Origin of the sequence: Niastella caeni (genome assembly GCF_004834005.1) — a bacterium.
GTDB classification, from domain to species: Bacteria; Bacteroidota; Bacteroidia; order Chitinophagales; family Chitinophagaceae; genus Niastella; species Niastella caeni.
On the sequence record NZ_STFF01000003.1, the window covers coordinates 790,291 to 807,176 of the forward strand.

General features: G+C 45.3%; 8 protein-coding genes. All 8 read right to left on the reverse strand.

What is annotated here, in order from left to right; translation table 11 throughout:
- Positions 1-11 precede the first annotated feature (11 nt).
- The gene (locus FAM09_RS14385) at positions 12-1,748 is read right to left on the reverse strand and encodes a hypothetical protein (RefSeq protein WP_208025559.1); all 1,737 of its coding nucleotides are present in this window, start codon (positions 1,746-1,748) and stop codon (positions 12-14) included.
- Positions 1,749-2,259: 511 nt separating this feature from the next.
- Complete coding sequence (locus FAM09_RS14390; protein WP_136577812.1) at positions 2,260-3,666, reverse strand: sugar porter family MFS transporter; 1,407 nt, start codon at positions 3,664-3,666, stop codon at positions 2,260-2,262.
- 147 nt (positions 3,667-3,813) lie between these two features.
- Positions 3,814-4,707, reverse strand: a complete 894-nt coding sequence (locus tag FAM09_RS14395; protein WP_136577813.1) for an ROK family protein — start codon at positions 4,705-4,707, stop codon at positions 3,814-3,816.
- 135 nt (positions 4,708-4,842) lie between these two features.
- The gene (locus FAM09_RS14400) at positions 4,843-6,762 is read right to left on the reverse strand and encodes a glycoside hydrolase family 97 protein (RefSeq protein WP_136577814.1); all 1,920 of its coding nucleotides are present in this window, start codon (positions 6,760-6,762) and stop codon (positions 4,843-4,845) included.
- Positions 6,749-7,963 carry a glycoside hydrolase family 88 protein gene (locus FAM09_RS14405; protein WP_136577815.1) on the reverse strand — a complete coding sequence of 405 codons (1,215 nt, stop codon included), beginning with the start codon at positions 7,961-7,963 and terminating at the stop codon, positions 6,749-6,751. The genes FAM09_RS14400 and FAM09_RS14405 overlap by 14 nt, the downstream gene beginning before the upstream one ends.
- Positions 7,964-8,019: 56 nt before the next feature.
- A complete protein-coding gene (locus FAM09_RS14410) occupies positions 8,020-12,180 on the reverse strand; it encodes a DUF4979 domain-containing protein (protein ID WP_166437146.1) in 4,161 nt (1,386 codons plus the stop codon).
- Positions 12,181-12,268: 88 nt separating this feature from the next.
- Complete coding sequence (locus tag FAM09_RS14415) at positions 12,269-15,097, reverse strand: heparinase II/III domain-containing protein (protein ID WP_166437147.1); 2,829 nt, start codon at positions 15,095-15,097, stop codon at positions 12,269-12,271.
- An 18-nt stretch (positions 15,098-15,115) separates the two neighbouring features.
- Entirely contained in the window at positions 15,116-16,879 is a 1,764-nt protein-coding gene (locus FAM09_RS14420) for a RagB/SusD family nutrient uptake outer membrane protein (RefSeq protein WP_136577818.1), read from the reverse strand.
- Positions 16,880-16,886 lie beyond the last annotated feature (7 nt).

Sequence of the window (16,886 nt, forward strand, 5' to 3'; positions counted from 1 at the left end):
CAGCTAGCGACTCACTCGGTAATATAAAAACTCTGTTCCACCGACTCCGCTGACTTAATTTTTGGTTCTGTATTGCTTCCATATTGCCAGGCAACAATGGTTACCTTTACGGGATACTTACTACCTACAGGGATCTTCGTCAATGCAAGTATGTTGCCTTTTATCACCGCCGGTCCTTCACGCACATAATATTGCACCGGTATATTGGCGCTGGAGATCGCATTCAACGGAATTGACTTCACGCCTTTTTTAACATTGTCCAGTTGGGGAAAGTGAATGGTTTGCGGTTTGCCATCGAGGTTCTTGCCCGGTATATCCATCTTGGCCTGTTGCACGGCCGGCTTATACATTTTATCACCCGGATGTTCTGCAGCAAACCAGCATTGATAACTTGTTGCGAGGTTATTCAAGCCCTTCTCAAAACTGAGTTGAAAAGTAGTATCATTTATTTTCCTGAACGGGCCCGCAATGCGATTGACAACGAGGTCTCCACTTTTCGCATGACCTATAGCAGCGCCTGCCGGCAGGCCAGTCCACTCTGAGGTTCGCGCATGCGCAGCGGGCACTTTATCAAGAAATGCAGGCACCACTTTAAATGTAATGCCATCGGCCATGGGTTGAAAAACAAGATCAACCTGCTGGTGTGTATTCTTCTGCGGCACTACTTTGTCATTTTGTATATAGCCTAATAACTGCGCTTTTTTATTGAAATGGGCCGATTGATATTCCTGTGTGGCCTTCATCATATCTTCATCAAAGAACCAGAATGCCTGTGTAACATCACCGGTATATTTTTTAACAGGCGCCGGCGGCGCTGCAGGTAATTGATTCAATCGCCATTTATCCATTAACCAGCCTGTTTTGGTGGGATCAATTGGTAACAGCATAGGCGCTCCGTCTTCTGCAATTTCTTTAGGCAACCGGTAATACGCTGCTTTCTTCAAATACAGCGCAATGTATTTTATCTTTTTTACCGTGGCAGCGAAATGGCCTTCAGCCGGACAAGCCAGCATACTCAAAGGAAGCAATGGATGCTGCTGCCGTTCTTTTAATCCTTCAGCAGCCCAGCTATTGGCAGCTTCATATTCACCCATGGTTTCGAGACAGGGAATAAAATCTATGTTCTGGTCCTTTTGCCAGATATCCGGCGCAAAACTCGGATGGCGGAAATAAGGCCATTGTCCGCTTACAGAAATGGCACACAAGGTCCGGTTCGGATTCCAGGCAGCAAAATAATAGGGCCAACTGGCGGCGGCAGAATGCCCGATGCCGGCCACCGGCACATAGGTCAGTTCACTATAGCCCGATTCATTCGCAAGGTCTTTCATCATGCCGTTAAATATATCACCGGCGCCTTCATTAAAGCGAAACAAATGATCGAAAAAAGGCGATACCCAAATGATAGCGAATGACAGCTTACTCATTTCCTCTCTGAAAACAGGATGCTCAACAATGGATTGTTCCTCCATATTGTTTTGCGCCAACACTACCGCCCGCACGTGCTTACAATCAGGCGGGACCCACAGGAAAGCGCGGGAACCAGCGTTCCGTGCGGCCTTCACCGGCACCGACCATTGCCATACTTGTGATAGTGCAACATTACATATACAAACAAGCAATATTGCTATAATATATCGGCACATGATATAATCGATGATCGTGAATGGTGAAGAAAAGGCAACGAGGCAACGAGGCAACAAGGCATAAAGGCAACAAGGCAACGGGAAAAACCCTTCATCATTTTTCATTTCCCTGCCTTCTACATTCTACATTCTACATTGGACATTCAATATTCGATATTTGTATTCCTTTCTCATTCCTCATTTTTCATTTCTCATTTCTCATTCCCCCGCCTTCAACTTCTACATTCTACATTGGACATTCGATATTCGATATTTGTATTCCTTTCTCATTCCTCATTTTTCATTTCTCATTCCCCCGCCTTCAACTTCTACATTCTACATTGGATATTCGATATTCGATATTTGTATTCCTTTCTCATTCCTCATTTTTCATTTCTCATTTCCCCGCCTTCAACTTCTACATTCTACATTGGATATTCAATATTCGATATTTGTATTTCATTTCTCATTCCCCCGCCTTCAACTTCTACATTCTACATTGGATATTCGATATTCGATATTTGTATTCCTTTCTCATTCCTCATTTTTCATTTCTCATTTCTCATTTTTCATTCCCCGCCTTCAACTTCCACATTCTACATTGGACATTCAATATTCGATATTTGTATTTCCTTCCTCATTCCTTAACCAGCTTCCTCTCCAATTCTTCCAAAGAAACACCTTTGGTTTCAGGAACTTTTAACAGCACCCATACCAATTGCAAAACCATCATAAAGGCAAAGAAGGCGAAGATGGGCCAGGGACCTATTTCACTAAACACTCCGTCTTTTTCATCCAGGAAAACAGGCGTTATCCAAGTAATAATGGCCGCAAATACCCAGTGCACGCTGGCGCCAAATGATTGCCCCATCGCCCGCACTTTGTTCGGAAAGATTTCTGCAATAAACACCCAGATCACCGCCCCCTGTCCAATAGCATGGGCCGCTATAAATAGCAGCAGGAACACCATCAGCAACCCGGCACTGGCATGTGTATAAAAACACCAGGCTACCATGGCCAGACTAATAATATATCCGAATGAACCGATGATCAGCAATGTTTTTCTTCCTAATCTATCTATCAGGTATAGCCCTGCAAAAGTGAAGATGAGGTTGGTGCCGCCGATGGCAATGGAGTTGAATAATGATTCTTTGGCCGCTAACCCTGCCTGACTTAAGATCTCCGGCGCATAATATAAAATGAAATTGATACCCGACCATTGGTTGAAGAAGGCAACTAAAAATGCCAGCCACAAAATGGTTTTGTATTTCGAGTTGAAAAAACCTTTGCCATCATGTCCGGCATGGGCCTCGTGCTGTGCACTGGCCTCGATCAATTTTATTTCCTCATCGATATTGTTCATGCCCAACCGTTCCATCACTTTCCTGGCCCCGGCATCGTCTTTCTTTACCGATACCAGCCAGCGCGGGCTTTCCGGAATACGAAATACCATGAATGTATAGATCAGGGAAGGAACAGCCATAACGCCCAGCATCCAGCGCCAGTCGTTGCTACCGCCTACGCCTTGTAAAAAATAGTTGCTCAAAAAAGCAACCAGGATGCCAAACACAATATTGAACTGGTACATCGCTACCAGGCGACCTCTTGTCGATGGCGTGGAGATCTCGGAAACATATGTAGGTGCTGCTACCGACGAAACACCAATGCCCAACCCACCGATAAACCGGAAAAAGGAAAACGTATACGGGTCAGTGGCCAATGCAGAACCCAATGCCGACACACTGAATAAAATACCTATCCATAACAATACTTTTTTGCGGCCATATTTTTGAGAAGGCCAGCCACCTAACATGGCGCCAACTACCGTACCCCACAATGCCATAGACATGATGAAGAAACCATGGAACAAGGGGGAAGTATGCCATAGATCTTTTATAGGCTGGTTAGCACCGGAAATAACAACGGTATCAAAACCGAAAATAAAACCGGCCAGGGCGGCAATCAATGAAATACCGAACAGGTTGGCAGAAGAAGATGTGGCGCCTTTTTGTGCGGTAGTCCCTGTATCGAATGAAACTTGCATTGTTTTAGATTTAATAAATTTTATAAAGCTTTTCTGATTGCTGAATGGTTTGATTGTTCGATTGCTATGGTCTCCGAATTTCAGAAACATTGGAAAAATCGATCCACTAAAAAGTGCTGCAGGCTAAACCATCAAACAATAAAGCCATCAAACCATACGATAATATCTATGATGTATCGCGGCGCCCATCATGGCGGCCTGCTCACCCAATGTTGCCTGCTTTATTAGCGGACGTTTATTTTCGGCCGGTAAATGTTTTAGAACCTGGTCTATAAACAGTGAATATGCATTTGAAATATTGCCACCAATAATGATCACTTCCACATCGAACGAACGCAGGCAATGCTGTAACACCTCGCCAAAACTCACACTGAATTCATCAAAAACCAGCCGGGCCATATCATTGTCGCAATACATTTCCGCGAGCTCTTTCACGCCGTTGACCTGCCTGCCGGTAAGTTTGTGAAACGTTTTTACAAACCACCGGGTCGACAGGTATTCCTCGGCAATTCCACCCTTAAAAGGTAACACATTTAATCCGGCATTGGTAATTTCTCCATCAACATATAAGCAGGAACCCAAACCCGTACCCAGGGTTAACCCGAGCGCCCTGGTAAATCCCTGTCCGGCCCCGCCAAACAGCTCGCCTTCCAGGAAGGCATCGGCATCATTTCTAAAGCTGATCTGTTCCGCGGGCATACCGGTGCGGGCCGACAACTCCTTCCTGATGTTCATGCCATACAAGGCTTCATATTTATCGAACCCCTTAATAAGGCAAATGCCGTTGGGATAATCAAACGGGCCGGGCATGGCAAAGCCAATGGTTGTTGCCTGGTGTTCACAATACAATAACCTGCCTTTAATAGTATCAGCCCAAATACCTAGAATTTCTTCCGCCGGGGCATGCCGGTTCACCAATTGTCGAACCACCGAATCTTCTATGATCTTTTTCTGAGCCAGGTCAACAACTCCTGCAGTAATGTGTGACCCACCGATATCAATTCCGAGCGCCAGTGACATTGACGCAGTACGCTTATCCATTGTATTTATTTAATATAACCTAAAAGAAATCACAAGAACCAAAAGAAATCACAAAGACAATAATTATCTGTATTTATTTGGAGCATGACTTTTTGATTTTTATTTTTTTGGATCTTGAGATTTGAATTTGGAATTTTATTTTATTGGTGTTAACCGGATAGCCTGCCCGCCGGAAGGTTTTAATTTTACCTCCAGTACAGTCGTTGCAGTTACTACTTTCTTTTGCAACCCTACTTTTGTTTTTGTTTGTACCGTATCATCATCACTGTAAATAACTGCTGTGTATTTTTTTCCTTTAGGCAGAAAATCAAAAGCCAGTTGTACCGTTCTGGCATCATTGTTTGTAATGGTGCCTACAAACCAGTCATCGCCTTTTCTTCTGGCAGTTGTGATGAACTCTCCGGGTTTGCCTTGCAACACTTTTGTTTCATCCCAGGATACGGGTATCTTATCCCAGAACTCCAACTCCGGTTCATCATTACTGTAAGCCGGCTTGTCGTACCAATATAATGTTTGAATGGGACTGTAATAAATGGCAGCCAGCGCCAGTTGATGCGCCTGCGTTGTTTTGATGCGCTTGTCGTAATAACAAATGGTATAATCCCCCGCGCCCGCCATATAGCGGGTAAATGGCAACACGGTATTGTGGGTGGCATCGGGCATTTCTTCATTACCGCGAATGCCTTCGGCCGTCATCAGGTTGGGCCACGTTCTTTGTTCGCCGGTTGGCCGCCAGTCGTCGTGCACATTTACCATCATGCGATTTTCGGCGCACTTCTTAAACATTTCTTCCAGCCAGGTAGTCCAGCGATGCGAGCCCGCCTGTACAAATCCAAACTTCACGCCTTTCACGCCCCAGTCACGATACACGCGGAATAATGAATCTGATTGCGCATACACCCCCTGCAGGTTGCAATACAACCAAACCCCTATTCCTTTTTCCTTTCCATATTTGATGATGCCGGGCAGGTCAAAATCGGGGATGGCTACCTTGGTGGCATCAGAGGTAAATGTGAATGCCGGGCCATACCATTTCCAATCGAACAAAATGTATTGCAGCCCATGCTTTGTGGCGAAGTCAATATTCTCAAAGGCGTCTTTTGTGGTTTGCGTCATCACCCGCATGATCTTGCCGGGCTTGATCCAACTCACATCCTGAATTTTTGACGGGTCATTCAGGTTCAATAACAGGTCATTGTTCGTAACAAGATCGCCCGGCTTTTCAGCGACCATCATCACCCGCCAGGGTGTACCTACGGGTGATATCAGGTCGGCTGGTGTGTACATGGACGTAACTATCGTATTTTTCGTTTCTTTACTTAATTTGAATTTTGTGCGGGCATAATCTACCATTTGCGCTTCGGCCAAACAGGCATACCAACCATTGGGCAATTGCAGGGTCAAAGGCCTTTCGCTTTCATCGGGCCAATCGTTTAATGGCAATAAATTATAGGGCGCCTGCGCCCAGGAGGCATGCCAGGCATTTGTGCCTTCGGGCAAAGTGAACGTTGTATTTTCGGCCACTACCCGGTAATAAGTTCCTTTTATATTTTCGGGAAAGAAATAACGCAACGCAGCGCCTTCGTTATACACCCTGAGCTCCACGTGCATCCAGTAAATAGGATTATCATCTTTCACCAGTTCTACAGTAACAGCATTGTAATTGTCTTTTATCACGCTTCGTTCGCCGTACACCGGTTTCCAGGCAGTATCCTTCGAGGAGTACTTTATGGCTTTTACCTGCAGGTTCTCGCACCATTTAACATGTTTATCCACTTTCAATGCCATTGCCCTTTCCGACAAATTATTATCCAACTGAATATCCAGCACCGATTCGGTAATGACCGGTTGTTGTTTATAGTTCAGCGTATAGAACATGGTCCTGGTACCATCGGCATTTTGCTTCTGGTAAAAAGTAACCACGTAATTCTTATCCGGTGAGGTGATCATTGTTTTTGTAGAGTCAATGATACTTTGACCAACAACGTTTGCCAGTACCAACAACGAAGCCATCACGGCCACTGTTCTTTTTATTAGTCGATTACAATTTGTCATATATATTTTTTCCTTCCGATAATTTTTTTAACCGCAACAAAGCCTCGATATAATAATAATCGGCGTAGATGATCGAAGCATCGATTTCACCGCCATTGGGTTTATGCCCCGTGCTATGTAACAGCAATGCATTGTTTGTATTCCTGCTCTGGTATTTATCTGTTGACAGCGATTGCAACATTTGCTCCGCTTTTTGCCGGTAGTTTTTCGCTTTTGCGCTATCGGTTACAAGCGTGCTTAATTCAAGCAAAGCGGAAGCTGTTACCGCCGCAGCCGAAGCGTCTTTTGGTGCATTGGGAATACCCGGTGCATTGAAATCCCAATACGGGATCAAATCGTCTGGCAGGTTTTTCAAATACACATCTGTCACTTTTTGCGCAAAGTTCAGGAAGCGTTCATCTTTTGTTTCGCGATATACCATCGTAAATCCATAGATCGCCCAGCTTTGTCCGCGCGCCCACATACTGCTATCGCTATATCCCTGATGCGTGACGCCTTTTATTTTTTTACCCGTTGCCGTATCGTATACCACTACATGATACGAAGTATAATCGGGCCGGAAATGATTTTGCATGGTTGTTTCGGCATGCTTCACCGCGATGTTGTATAAATTATTATCACCACCGGTTTTAGCAGCCCAGAATAATAATTCCAGGTTGATCATATTATCCATGATCGTATTGTGGCGCAGGGGCCAGTCAACACCCGGTACTTCCCTGGGCCACGAAAGAATAGTGCCAACCTTGGGACTGTACAATTTTGACAACGTATCGGCAGCTCTTAGCAAGATAGAACGATAAACCGGATCATTCGTTAACCGGTACCCATTGCCAATGCTGGTGAAAACCTGGAAGCCGAGGTCATGATCGATGGCTGCAGAATCTACCAAGGGGAATAAGGCCCGCGAATATCGTTGGGCCTGTTGTTTCCACTTGTCATCTTTGGAATATTCATAAGCATACCACAGGACGCCCGGCCAGAAACCGCATGTCCAGTCGCGATAGTTCACGAACCGCCATTCCGTTTTGCCATTGGCAATGCTGCGCGGGATCTGTGCCGAATCCGCCGGCAGCGATGCTACCGCTTTATCTGCCTGCCCAATACAATAATCCAGGTTATTACGCTCAGCAAGCGGCGCCGGCGAGTTACATCCGGCAATAATGGCATCAACTATAACAATAAGAACTCCTAATCTTTTCATTTCATTTTTTTTAAACCATAGCATCAAACAATCAAACCATCTAGCAATCCATAGACTTATTTCTTGATCATCAGCTTCACGGCCTGCTTATCGTTCAACTGAACCATATACACGCCTGATGCCAGTACATTATCTAACCTGATTTCCAACAAGCCTGCATTGTTTTGTTTAATTACTTTCTGCAACACCAGGGTCCCATACATGTTATACACCTTTACATTCAAGGCGCTGGTAAACCATTCGCTGTTGTATTTTATATAGAACCGGTCTCCCGAAACAGGGTTGGGATAGATCATGATCTTGTTTATCGCTGCTTCCGGTACAACGCTATTAGCAGCAGTCACCACCCGGGCATTGCTATCCACGCCTGCGGGCTCTGTTCCATAGATCAACTTTCCTTTGTAATATACAGTAACATGATCGTTGCTGCTCATTGCCCCTGCCGGCAAATAAGAATGGTCATTTGTTTCATCAAAACGCGACCAGTCGCTTTTGGCAATACGGTATTGAACATTACCTGTATTGCTTAACGGGTACAACATACCTGTATTGGGATTCACTTTCAATTCAAAATAGGTGTCGGCAGTGGATGCGGCAGGCGCCACGGTAACAAACTGACCGGTTATATTGGCATTGCCCAACACGGCATAATCGATCCAATAGTTCAACGAGGCTGTTCCATCTTTGGTAAACCAGTAACGCACGGAAAGATCGTCATAATTCAGCGGCACGTTTCCTTCGTTTACCACTTTAAGATAGGTTTGTAAACTGCTCGTATTGGTGTTGTGATTACGGTTCTCTGTCATTACAGCCACTTTTGTAACAACCGGTAAAACAGCCGGCTCAGTACCAGCCACGAGCACGCCGTTACGGTATACCGTAATATGATCATTGCTTACATAGCTTGGAGCATTCAGATAGGAATAATCATCTGCTTCATTGAAATTAGCCCAGTTCTGATTGGCCAGTCTCGACTGAATGTCACCTGAGCTACCAGCGGCAGATAATGCGCCAGCCGTTGAATCAAAACTATATTCAATATAACCGAATGCACCATTGTGTGGTTGCGATAAGGAAACATATTTCATTTTTACCTTGCCGCTGCCCAGTTGCGCATAATCAATCCAGGTATTGATGCCGGCATAATTTTCAGCCGTTAACCAATACCGTATAGCCAGTTCATTATAAGCAAGGGCCGCGGAACCCTGATTGATCAAGTTCAAAGAGGGCTTAATACTACTATTTGCCACCTGCGTATCGCCGTCTTTATATTGTACCACCAGGTGTAACGGAAGTACGGTAAGGGTGCGGGTAACCGGTTCTGCAGGCATATACACGCTATCGCCCGGCTGTGTAACCGTAATGGAAACACTGCCCGCTTTCAGCATATGCACCTTTCCATTTATCAATGTAGCCACTGTAGTATCTGAAATGATATAGGAAACCGGTAAGCCTGAAGTGGCCGTAGCGCCTGTTTCAAAATCAACATCGCCCAGCAATTTAGTGATGGAATCAAATTGAATGGTTTGCTCTTTATAGGGCACCAGTTTTTGCAGGTCTTCTATTGTTTTAACCGATTTTATCCAATCAATGGCATAGCTGGTTTCACCGGAAGCAATATCTGCAATTTTAAACTGGAAGGTAGTTAATGCAGTGGGTGCAGTGAGTATTGTTCCAGATACGCCGAAACCAGTCTTGGTAAGATCATAGTAATACACATCAGCGCCTACTTTACCGGTGAATTTATTATTGCCATTACCGTAAGAACCCAGGTTGGTATCGAAAATAACATTGCACACCTGCGGCTTTTTAAATTTAATGGCTATGATGGGATAGTTACCTGGGAATAATGTAGCGCCTGCGCTTTTCCTGATATCTCCGCGATACTTTCCATTCGATTGTAAGGCAGGGATTACTTTTAATTGCGCACTATCCGCTGTAATGGTAGCGCCTGTAGTTGCTGACACCCAGCCATCGGTTGTATTGGTAAAGTTATCGTTAACAAGCCCTGTAGCGGGATCAAGCGCTAGTACTTCAGCTACCGTCTTAAACGTTCTCACCCAATCAACCGTATAACTGGTTTCACCGGAAGTGATATCGGCTACTTTAAATTGAAAGGTAGATAATACGGTTGGGAACGTTGTAGATAACAAGGTACCGCCTGAACCGAATCCTGTTTTGCTCAGGTCGTAATAATAGATATCTGATCCCGCTTTGCCCGTCCATTTATTGCTGCCATTACCGTAGGAACCGAGGTTGGTATCAAATGTAAAGTTGCAGGTAGCGGGTTTCTTCATTTTCACCGCAATAATGGGATAGTTTTTCGGGAACAGGCTGATGCCACCGTTCCTGCGAACATCGCCACGCCTTGAACCATTTGCCTGAACAGCGGTAGTAACCAGCAACTGATCGTTATCATTAACAGCAGTGGAGCCGCTGGTAACTGCTGTCCAGTTATCGGAACCGGTTGTGAAATTGTCGTTCACCAATCCTTTTAAATAATTTCCGGTGGTATCAAAACGGTGGTTGGAAGAATCGCTTAGGAAAAAGAGCAAAGAACCATAACCCGGATTATCTGCACCGAATGGAGCGCCTTCGGGCCCCATTACAGACAACACTTCCAGGGTATAGGGCATTTGCAATCCCTTGCGGTAAGCATAATGGTTATACGCGATCTCAAACACCGCTCTCAAATTCCCTCTGCCATTCGCAGAAATAGCTTCGGGCGTATAATCCTGGTAATTTTTTTCACAAAATTCATAGCTTGTCTGGAAGGGAACCGTATAGCCAAGGTTGTATTTTGAGGTATATTCAAAACCACGCATGATGGCATTGCTGGAGGCTGTGTACAGGTCAACGCCCTGCTTCAATGCTATTTCCGACAATTCGGCCAGGGAACCAAGCGCCAGCATGGTATGCGGCTGGTCGCGGTTACTTTCCTGCAATTGCCCTGCATCGGTTAATACATAATTGTCGATGCTGCCGTTTCCTTCTCCATAATAAAAGTATGTCACTACTTTATTGAACGTGGGAATATCGTCACTGAAAATAGCGATGGCCATCATGGCTTTCATACAGATAATATCCCAGTTGCCATGTGCACAGGGTCTGAAATTTTGCAGTGTGGGATAGAAAACCGCCTTCAACATGGTTTGGCATTGCTGTACTTTTTGCTGCGGCCAGTTAGTATACGTATAACGCATAAGTTCCGCTGCATTGGCAAGCATAAAACCATACAAACCGTTCAACTCTGCATCACTACCGATAATACCAATGGTCTTTGCAGAATAGGCATCCAGGATCTCAACCGCTTTTTGAGCATGCGCCTCAATACCGGTAATATTCCACATTAATGCATTGTAATATGCAGCCATGAAATCGCTTTCCACGCGGTCTTTTACAGCTCCGCCTCCTACTCCATCGATCGTAAGCGATGCATCGCGGGTGAGATACGTAAATGGACCACGTATGGCATAGATAGCCGATGCTTTAGGATTTGCCTTTAACAGGTTGTAGCTTTCATAAGGACGGGCAACCTGCCTGGTAACCAGGTCTTTCATCCGGGCCAGGTCAGTTGCATTGTGCAATAAGCCCGGGTGACTGAAAGTTCCTGTAAAATTGAATGCAGGCGGCTCAATAATGCCCGCGTATAAACGCAATTCGTTTACCGTGCGGAATGTTTTCACCCAATCTATTTCAAAAGAAATATCATTGGCTGCCAGCTCTGCCTGCGTTAAAACTACATCGGCTACTTTAAACTGAAATACAGAGAGCGTGGTTGGCGCTGTGGTTGACAGCACCGTAGTGCCTAACTTACCGGTAGAAAGATCCCAGTAATATATATTTCCTGAATCCAAAGCCAGTTTGGTAGCATTGTTATTGGTCCCATTGTACGAACCCAGTTCGGTATCGAAAAAGAAATTACACATGGGTGGTTTTTTAAACCGGATGGCTACGATGGGATAATTACCGGCATGAAAGGTAACTCCACCGTTCTTTTTAAAATCGCCTCTGTATTTTCCCGAGCTCTGCAAAGCCATTTTAATAACCAGCTCACCATTCACCAGCGTACTGGTGGCTCCAGTTGTTGAAGCCACCCAGTTATAGGTAGTGCCGGAAGAGAAATCGTCATTTAACAGGCCATCCTGAGCAAAGGAGTGTATGCCTGGTAAAAGCAAGATGATCGTTACAAATTTTAATAATAGCCTGGCTGGCATAATCGTTAATTTTGGTTTAATAAATGTGATCGCGTCTGAGCATTCCAGGGGCTGACCAAAAGGCCCCTTTCCAGTCAGTTCTCCATACTTACAAGTCAAGACGCGTATAAGGCATCGCGGGCAAATTAAATGACAGCACCGCTTTACCATTCACCACCTTTTTTACTCCAGCCATTTTTTTCCCGTTTACGCTGAACGCGTTTGATTTGTCATGAATGATTTCCTGTGGAAGGGTGAGCGTTACCGGTTTTGTGCAGGAAATGAACCATTGATCATCCTGTTTGCACAATACTGCCGATGCACTGTCGGAGTTGGCCACCATACCAAACCCTCCTTTTGACAGAGTACGGCCATTACCCAGGAACAAATATTGTATTTCATGGCTATGTTCACTGATCACGGCATAAGTACCGCGAAAAGTGCATTCTTTATAGTTTACAGATCCACTACCCGTTGAGGTAGAAAAAATAGTTTGTTTACTGCCGTTCCTGTTTTCAACCACAACACCTGCAAAATCGTTGGGCGCCCTGGGTGGGGTAAATGATGTAATGGCTGTAACAGCCGCAGGTTGTGATGATGAGGAAGGTTCGAACACCGCTACAAAGGGTTTTGTCCAGGCCTCACCATATTGACGCGCTACAATGGCAGGCAACGGCAACTCCGCAATTTCTTTGGGAACAATACCGCGATCGATGGACGTTGACCTGGGCGATTTCACGGTAAATATTTCCCTGTTGGGCGCCCCTTTCATCCACATGTTCATGAAGATGGAATCCCTGTCGGGCATTCTTAATTTGAACGTTGCTTTAATATCGTTATCTGTCTTGATCGACTTTTCATCGTACAAATAATCGTAGGCGAACAGATCGCCATTGGCAAATGCCAGCTTATCAACAGGCGGCAGGTGCAAGGGCTTGCCGGCGTTATCGTTCACCGTAAGCCCTTGCCCCATATTATGATAAAAATAATCGTGGTACTTATCACCGCCTTCCTTTTTTGCAGAACGAAAGATGTCAATATAATAACCGGTTGTATCGCTGGTGCGGATAATGCTCATCATGCGTTGCTGATTGGCATTGGTTTCCGGTTCCAGAAAATACAGATCGGCAAATGTGATATAAGGAAAGATCCCCGTTTGAACTCCTGAAGCGGGGTAACAACTTTTTACCTGGAAGCCATGGTTACTGCGCATTTCGGGATAGGATGAAATGCCATCTACCACTACTGTATTATGGGCCGGGAATTTCGAATAATATTCCGCATAATCGGGTTGAAAATAAGTAGTACCGATGCCTGCTTCCGGCGCCAGTGGTAATCCTTTGCCATACAACTCCAATGAAATACCATTGGCATGCATGTGATTGCCCAGCGATCCATTGAGCGAAATGGCCAATGCCCGTTGGGGATCAGTGCCGCTTCGTTGTATCAACCAGCTTACGTTGGGCGAATAAAACAATGGACTGGTAAAATCTTGTAACGTGCCTGCTGGAATATTCTCTTTCAGGGTAAAATCAGCATACGTGAGCAATGAAACCAGGTCGCGACGTTCCGCACCTGTATGAGGCTTTCCATTGGCCATTGACCATTCACTATTCACCATTTTCACCATCCGCGTAAACAAGGCTTCCTGCTCCTGTTTCTTATTCTTCTGCGCGTTCATTACCACCTGTTGCGCAGGCGCTATTGATAATCTGCCATAATGCGAATCGCCAAATGAAACCATGTATCCATTGGGAAACAGGTATTGCGCAGTACCCAGCACCGCTTTTTTCAGAACAGGCAATTGTTCCAACAGATCAAAATCAAGCACCCGGTCGAACAGGGTCACAAATTGCATGAACTCGCTTATTACTACCTGCGCATAACCCGGGCTCTCGTTCCAGATGCCGGTATTGGGATCGTAGCCTTTTTTGATCAGTGCGGTCAATGACCATTGGCGAACAGCCGTTTGATTCAGGATCTGGTCGAGATAATATTGAGCACCGCGGCCATCCGCATATGCACTATTGTTCTCCAGGATCAATGCGATGTAAGCCACAAAACGCGCTTCTATGAGGTCCCAGTTATTAAATGGAACGCCATTCTTTATAATAAGGTCGGCCCATTTTTTAAAAGCATCGGCATATATTGTCATATTGCCCGGTGCATGCTTTTGTAGGTAGGCGTGCAGGAAATCATAACAGATCGTCATCTCGTTCACAATATCTTCATGGATCACTTCAAATGACGTTAACCCAACAAGCGTTTGATTATGCCCGTGATTGAGATCGTAGGGTTCTTTGCGGTAATAGAGCCCTTTCATATATGTATCAAACAGGTCATAAGCGAACTTTGCATATTTTTCTTCCCCTGTATACCAATACACGATGGCCGCATTTTGCGCCATCTCCATGATCCGGCGATTGATGCCTTCTACTATACGACCTGTTTTTGCCTGCTCAACCCATTCCAGCGGCTGGCCAGGTTTTGCCCGGTTCACATAATACAAACCACGCGGGTCATCCATGTAGGGCACAATATCTTCCAGCTTCGGTGCGCCAAAGGAAGTAACCGCATCGCGGGTGCCGGTAAAACGAACGGTAGGCACAGGCGCCTCTCCTTCCGCATGATCATACACGCCTCCTTTGATGAACACATCGGTCGACTTTGTTTTCCAATACATCTGCAACCGCGATATGATCCATGTACTGTCTGCCTGATGACGATTTACATATTCCTCCAGATTTTTTTTCGCCTGCTCCCAGGAGGTTCGGGCCCAATCTGAAGTACCGATCAATTGTTGTAGCCGTGGTCTTTCATTATTATTTGTAAGCAATCTTGGATGAAGCGGGGTAATCGCCGCAGGTATTTTTATTACCTGCGCGCGATTTGAGAGAACTGATAGCAGAATCAATAAAACAATGCCTATTCGTTTCATTACCATTTTTTTTATGACTTACCAACCCGGGTTCTGATCAAGGTTCGGATTAAGCGCTCTTTGTTGTGTAGGGATGGGCAACAGGTAATTCTTTTGCGCCCAGGTGCGGCTGCCTTCAAAGATCAGGAAACCATTGGCATCAACTGTATAAGGAGATGTGCCGTTCACTACCCAACGGGTTTGCCAGCGTGTGCCTGACCATTTTACACCTAATACATTCATCGGCATTTCGATTTCGGCTGTTTTCCAGCGTTTGAGGTCATCAACCCGAAAACCTTCCAAATATAACTCGATCGTTCTTTCACGACGGATCTCCGTACGCATATCCAGGCTATTTGCAGACACCAGGCTGTTGCTTAATTTGGGCATGGTTTTGTTCACCCGGTTACGTACCAGGTTAACCGATTTGTCAAGATCAGCATCGCTGATAGTTCCATTGCGCTCATATACGGCTTCTGCATAGTTCAGGTAAACTTCGGCCAGCCGGATAACAGGCCAATCGTATCCTTCTTCATTATCATTCAATCTTCTTTCAGTGGCCCACTTCTGGTTTTGATACCCGGTGCCGCTCGCTGCATTGTGCCGGCCTTTTGAACTGGCTATATCAGCCGCATCTCCCGTCCAGTTGGTACGGGAGCCGGGGTTTTCATTATCCCAGTAATAATTGCTATCGATCATCATCGTATAGCGCATACGGTTATCCCGGTTCTGGAACTCAGATCTTGTCATGCCATATCCCTGGAATAAAGGCGATTTGTCGATGGGCAATCCATCCTGACACAGGTACATATCAGCAAACTTTTTTGAAATACCACCTCCTATAAGGGTATGCGTAACGTTATTGCGTATTTGACGAAGCGTGTACGAATACCGGTTAGCCAGGATATATTCTTTATTGGCCGATTTTGTTATGTTGGCCGGATTTGACTTTTCATCTTCCAGGATGAACATATATTTCTGTGCTGAATCGCCCAGTGCAGCCGGAGCGAATAATGAGTATTGCGTACTGGTAATAACTGCATTACTGGCGGCAATGGATTTATCAAGTAAGCCATTGTACCGGTTGGCATCGCCGTTCCTGAACTTTTGCCAGGTGCCTTCATATAAGGCTACTCTTCCTAAAAATGCCTGTGCAGCGCCTTTGCTGATGCGACCTTTATTAGCGGCCGTAATAGCTGACTCTAATGGCAATACTGCAATAGCATCTTCCAGGTCTTTGATCACAAGGTCAACTACCTCATCTCTGGAATTGCGGGGCGCCTGTAATTCAGGAGAACCTGATGTAAGCGGCTTTGTTACAATTGGCACACCGCCGAACTGTTGTAACAGATCAAAATAAATATAGGCCCTGAAGAATTTTGCTTCTGCCACATACAGCAATCTTTCCGGCCTTAACGGGTTATCTATATCCACGCTGTCCTTGGCCAACAAATAATTAATAGCCCGCAAGCGGGTATATGCGTTATCCCAGTTGGCATCGGTAACGCTTAATGCGTTTGAACCATTGCTGAACGGGCTACGGGACGCCGTTAGGTCGCTGCGGATATCAGCATGCGGAGAAGGTGGTTGGCCCGGCGCCGGATCATACAACACATTGGCAAATGTGATCATATAGGTATAGAACTCATTCGCCGCTAACTTATACTGGTCTGCGGTTTTCCAGTAATCGGCATCAGAAATTTCATTGATGGGCTTCAGGTCCACAAGCTTATTACAACCAGCCAGCACGAGGAGTGCCAACCCGGTCATGAAAGCCTTATATTGAAAGGTTATCTTTTTCATTCTTCCT

Excerpts from the sequence above, each read along its gene's own strand:
- FAM09_RS14385 (WP_208025559.1), bottom strand. The coding sequence starts at position 1,748 with ATGAAAAATGATGAAGGGTTTTTCCCGTTGCCTTGTTGCCTTTATGCC.
- FAM09_RS14390 (WP_136577812.1), bottom strand. The coding sequence starts at position 3,666 with ATGCAAGTTTCATTCGATACAGGGACTACCGCACAAAAAGGCGCCACA.
- FAM09_RS14395 (WP_136577813.1), bottom strand. The coding sequence starts at position 4,707 with ATGGATAAGCGTACTGCGTCAATGTCACTGGCGCTCGGAATTGATATC.
- FAM09_RS14400 (WP_136577814.1), bottom strand. The coding sequence starts at position 6,762 with ATGACAAATTGTAATCGACTAATAAAAAGAACAGTGGCCGTGATGGCT.
- FAM09_RS14405 (WP_136577815.1), bottom strand. The coding sequence starts at position 7,963 with ATGAAAAGATTAGGAGTTCTTATTGTTATAGTTGATGCCATTATTGCC.
- FAM09_RS14410 (WP_166437146.1), bottom strand. The coding sequence starts at position 12,180 with ATGCCAGCCAGGCTATTATTAAAATTTGTAACGATCATCTTGCTTTTA.
- FAM09_RS14415 (WP_166437147.1), bottom strand. The coding sequence starts at position 15,097 with ATGAAACGAATAGGCATTGTTTTATTGATTCTGCTATCAGTTCTCTCA.
- FAM09_RS14420 (WP_136577818.1), bottom strand. The coding sequence starts at position 16,879 with ATGAAAAAGATAACCTTTCAATATAAGGCTTTCATGACCGGGTTGGCA.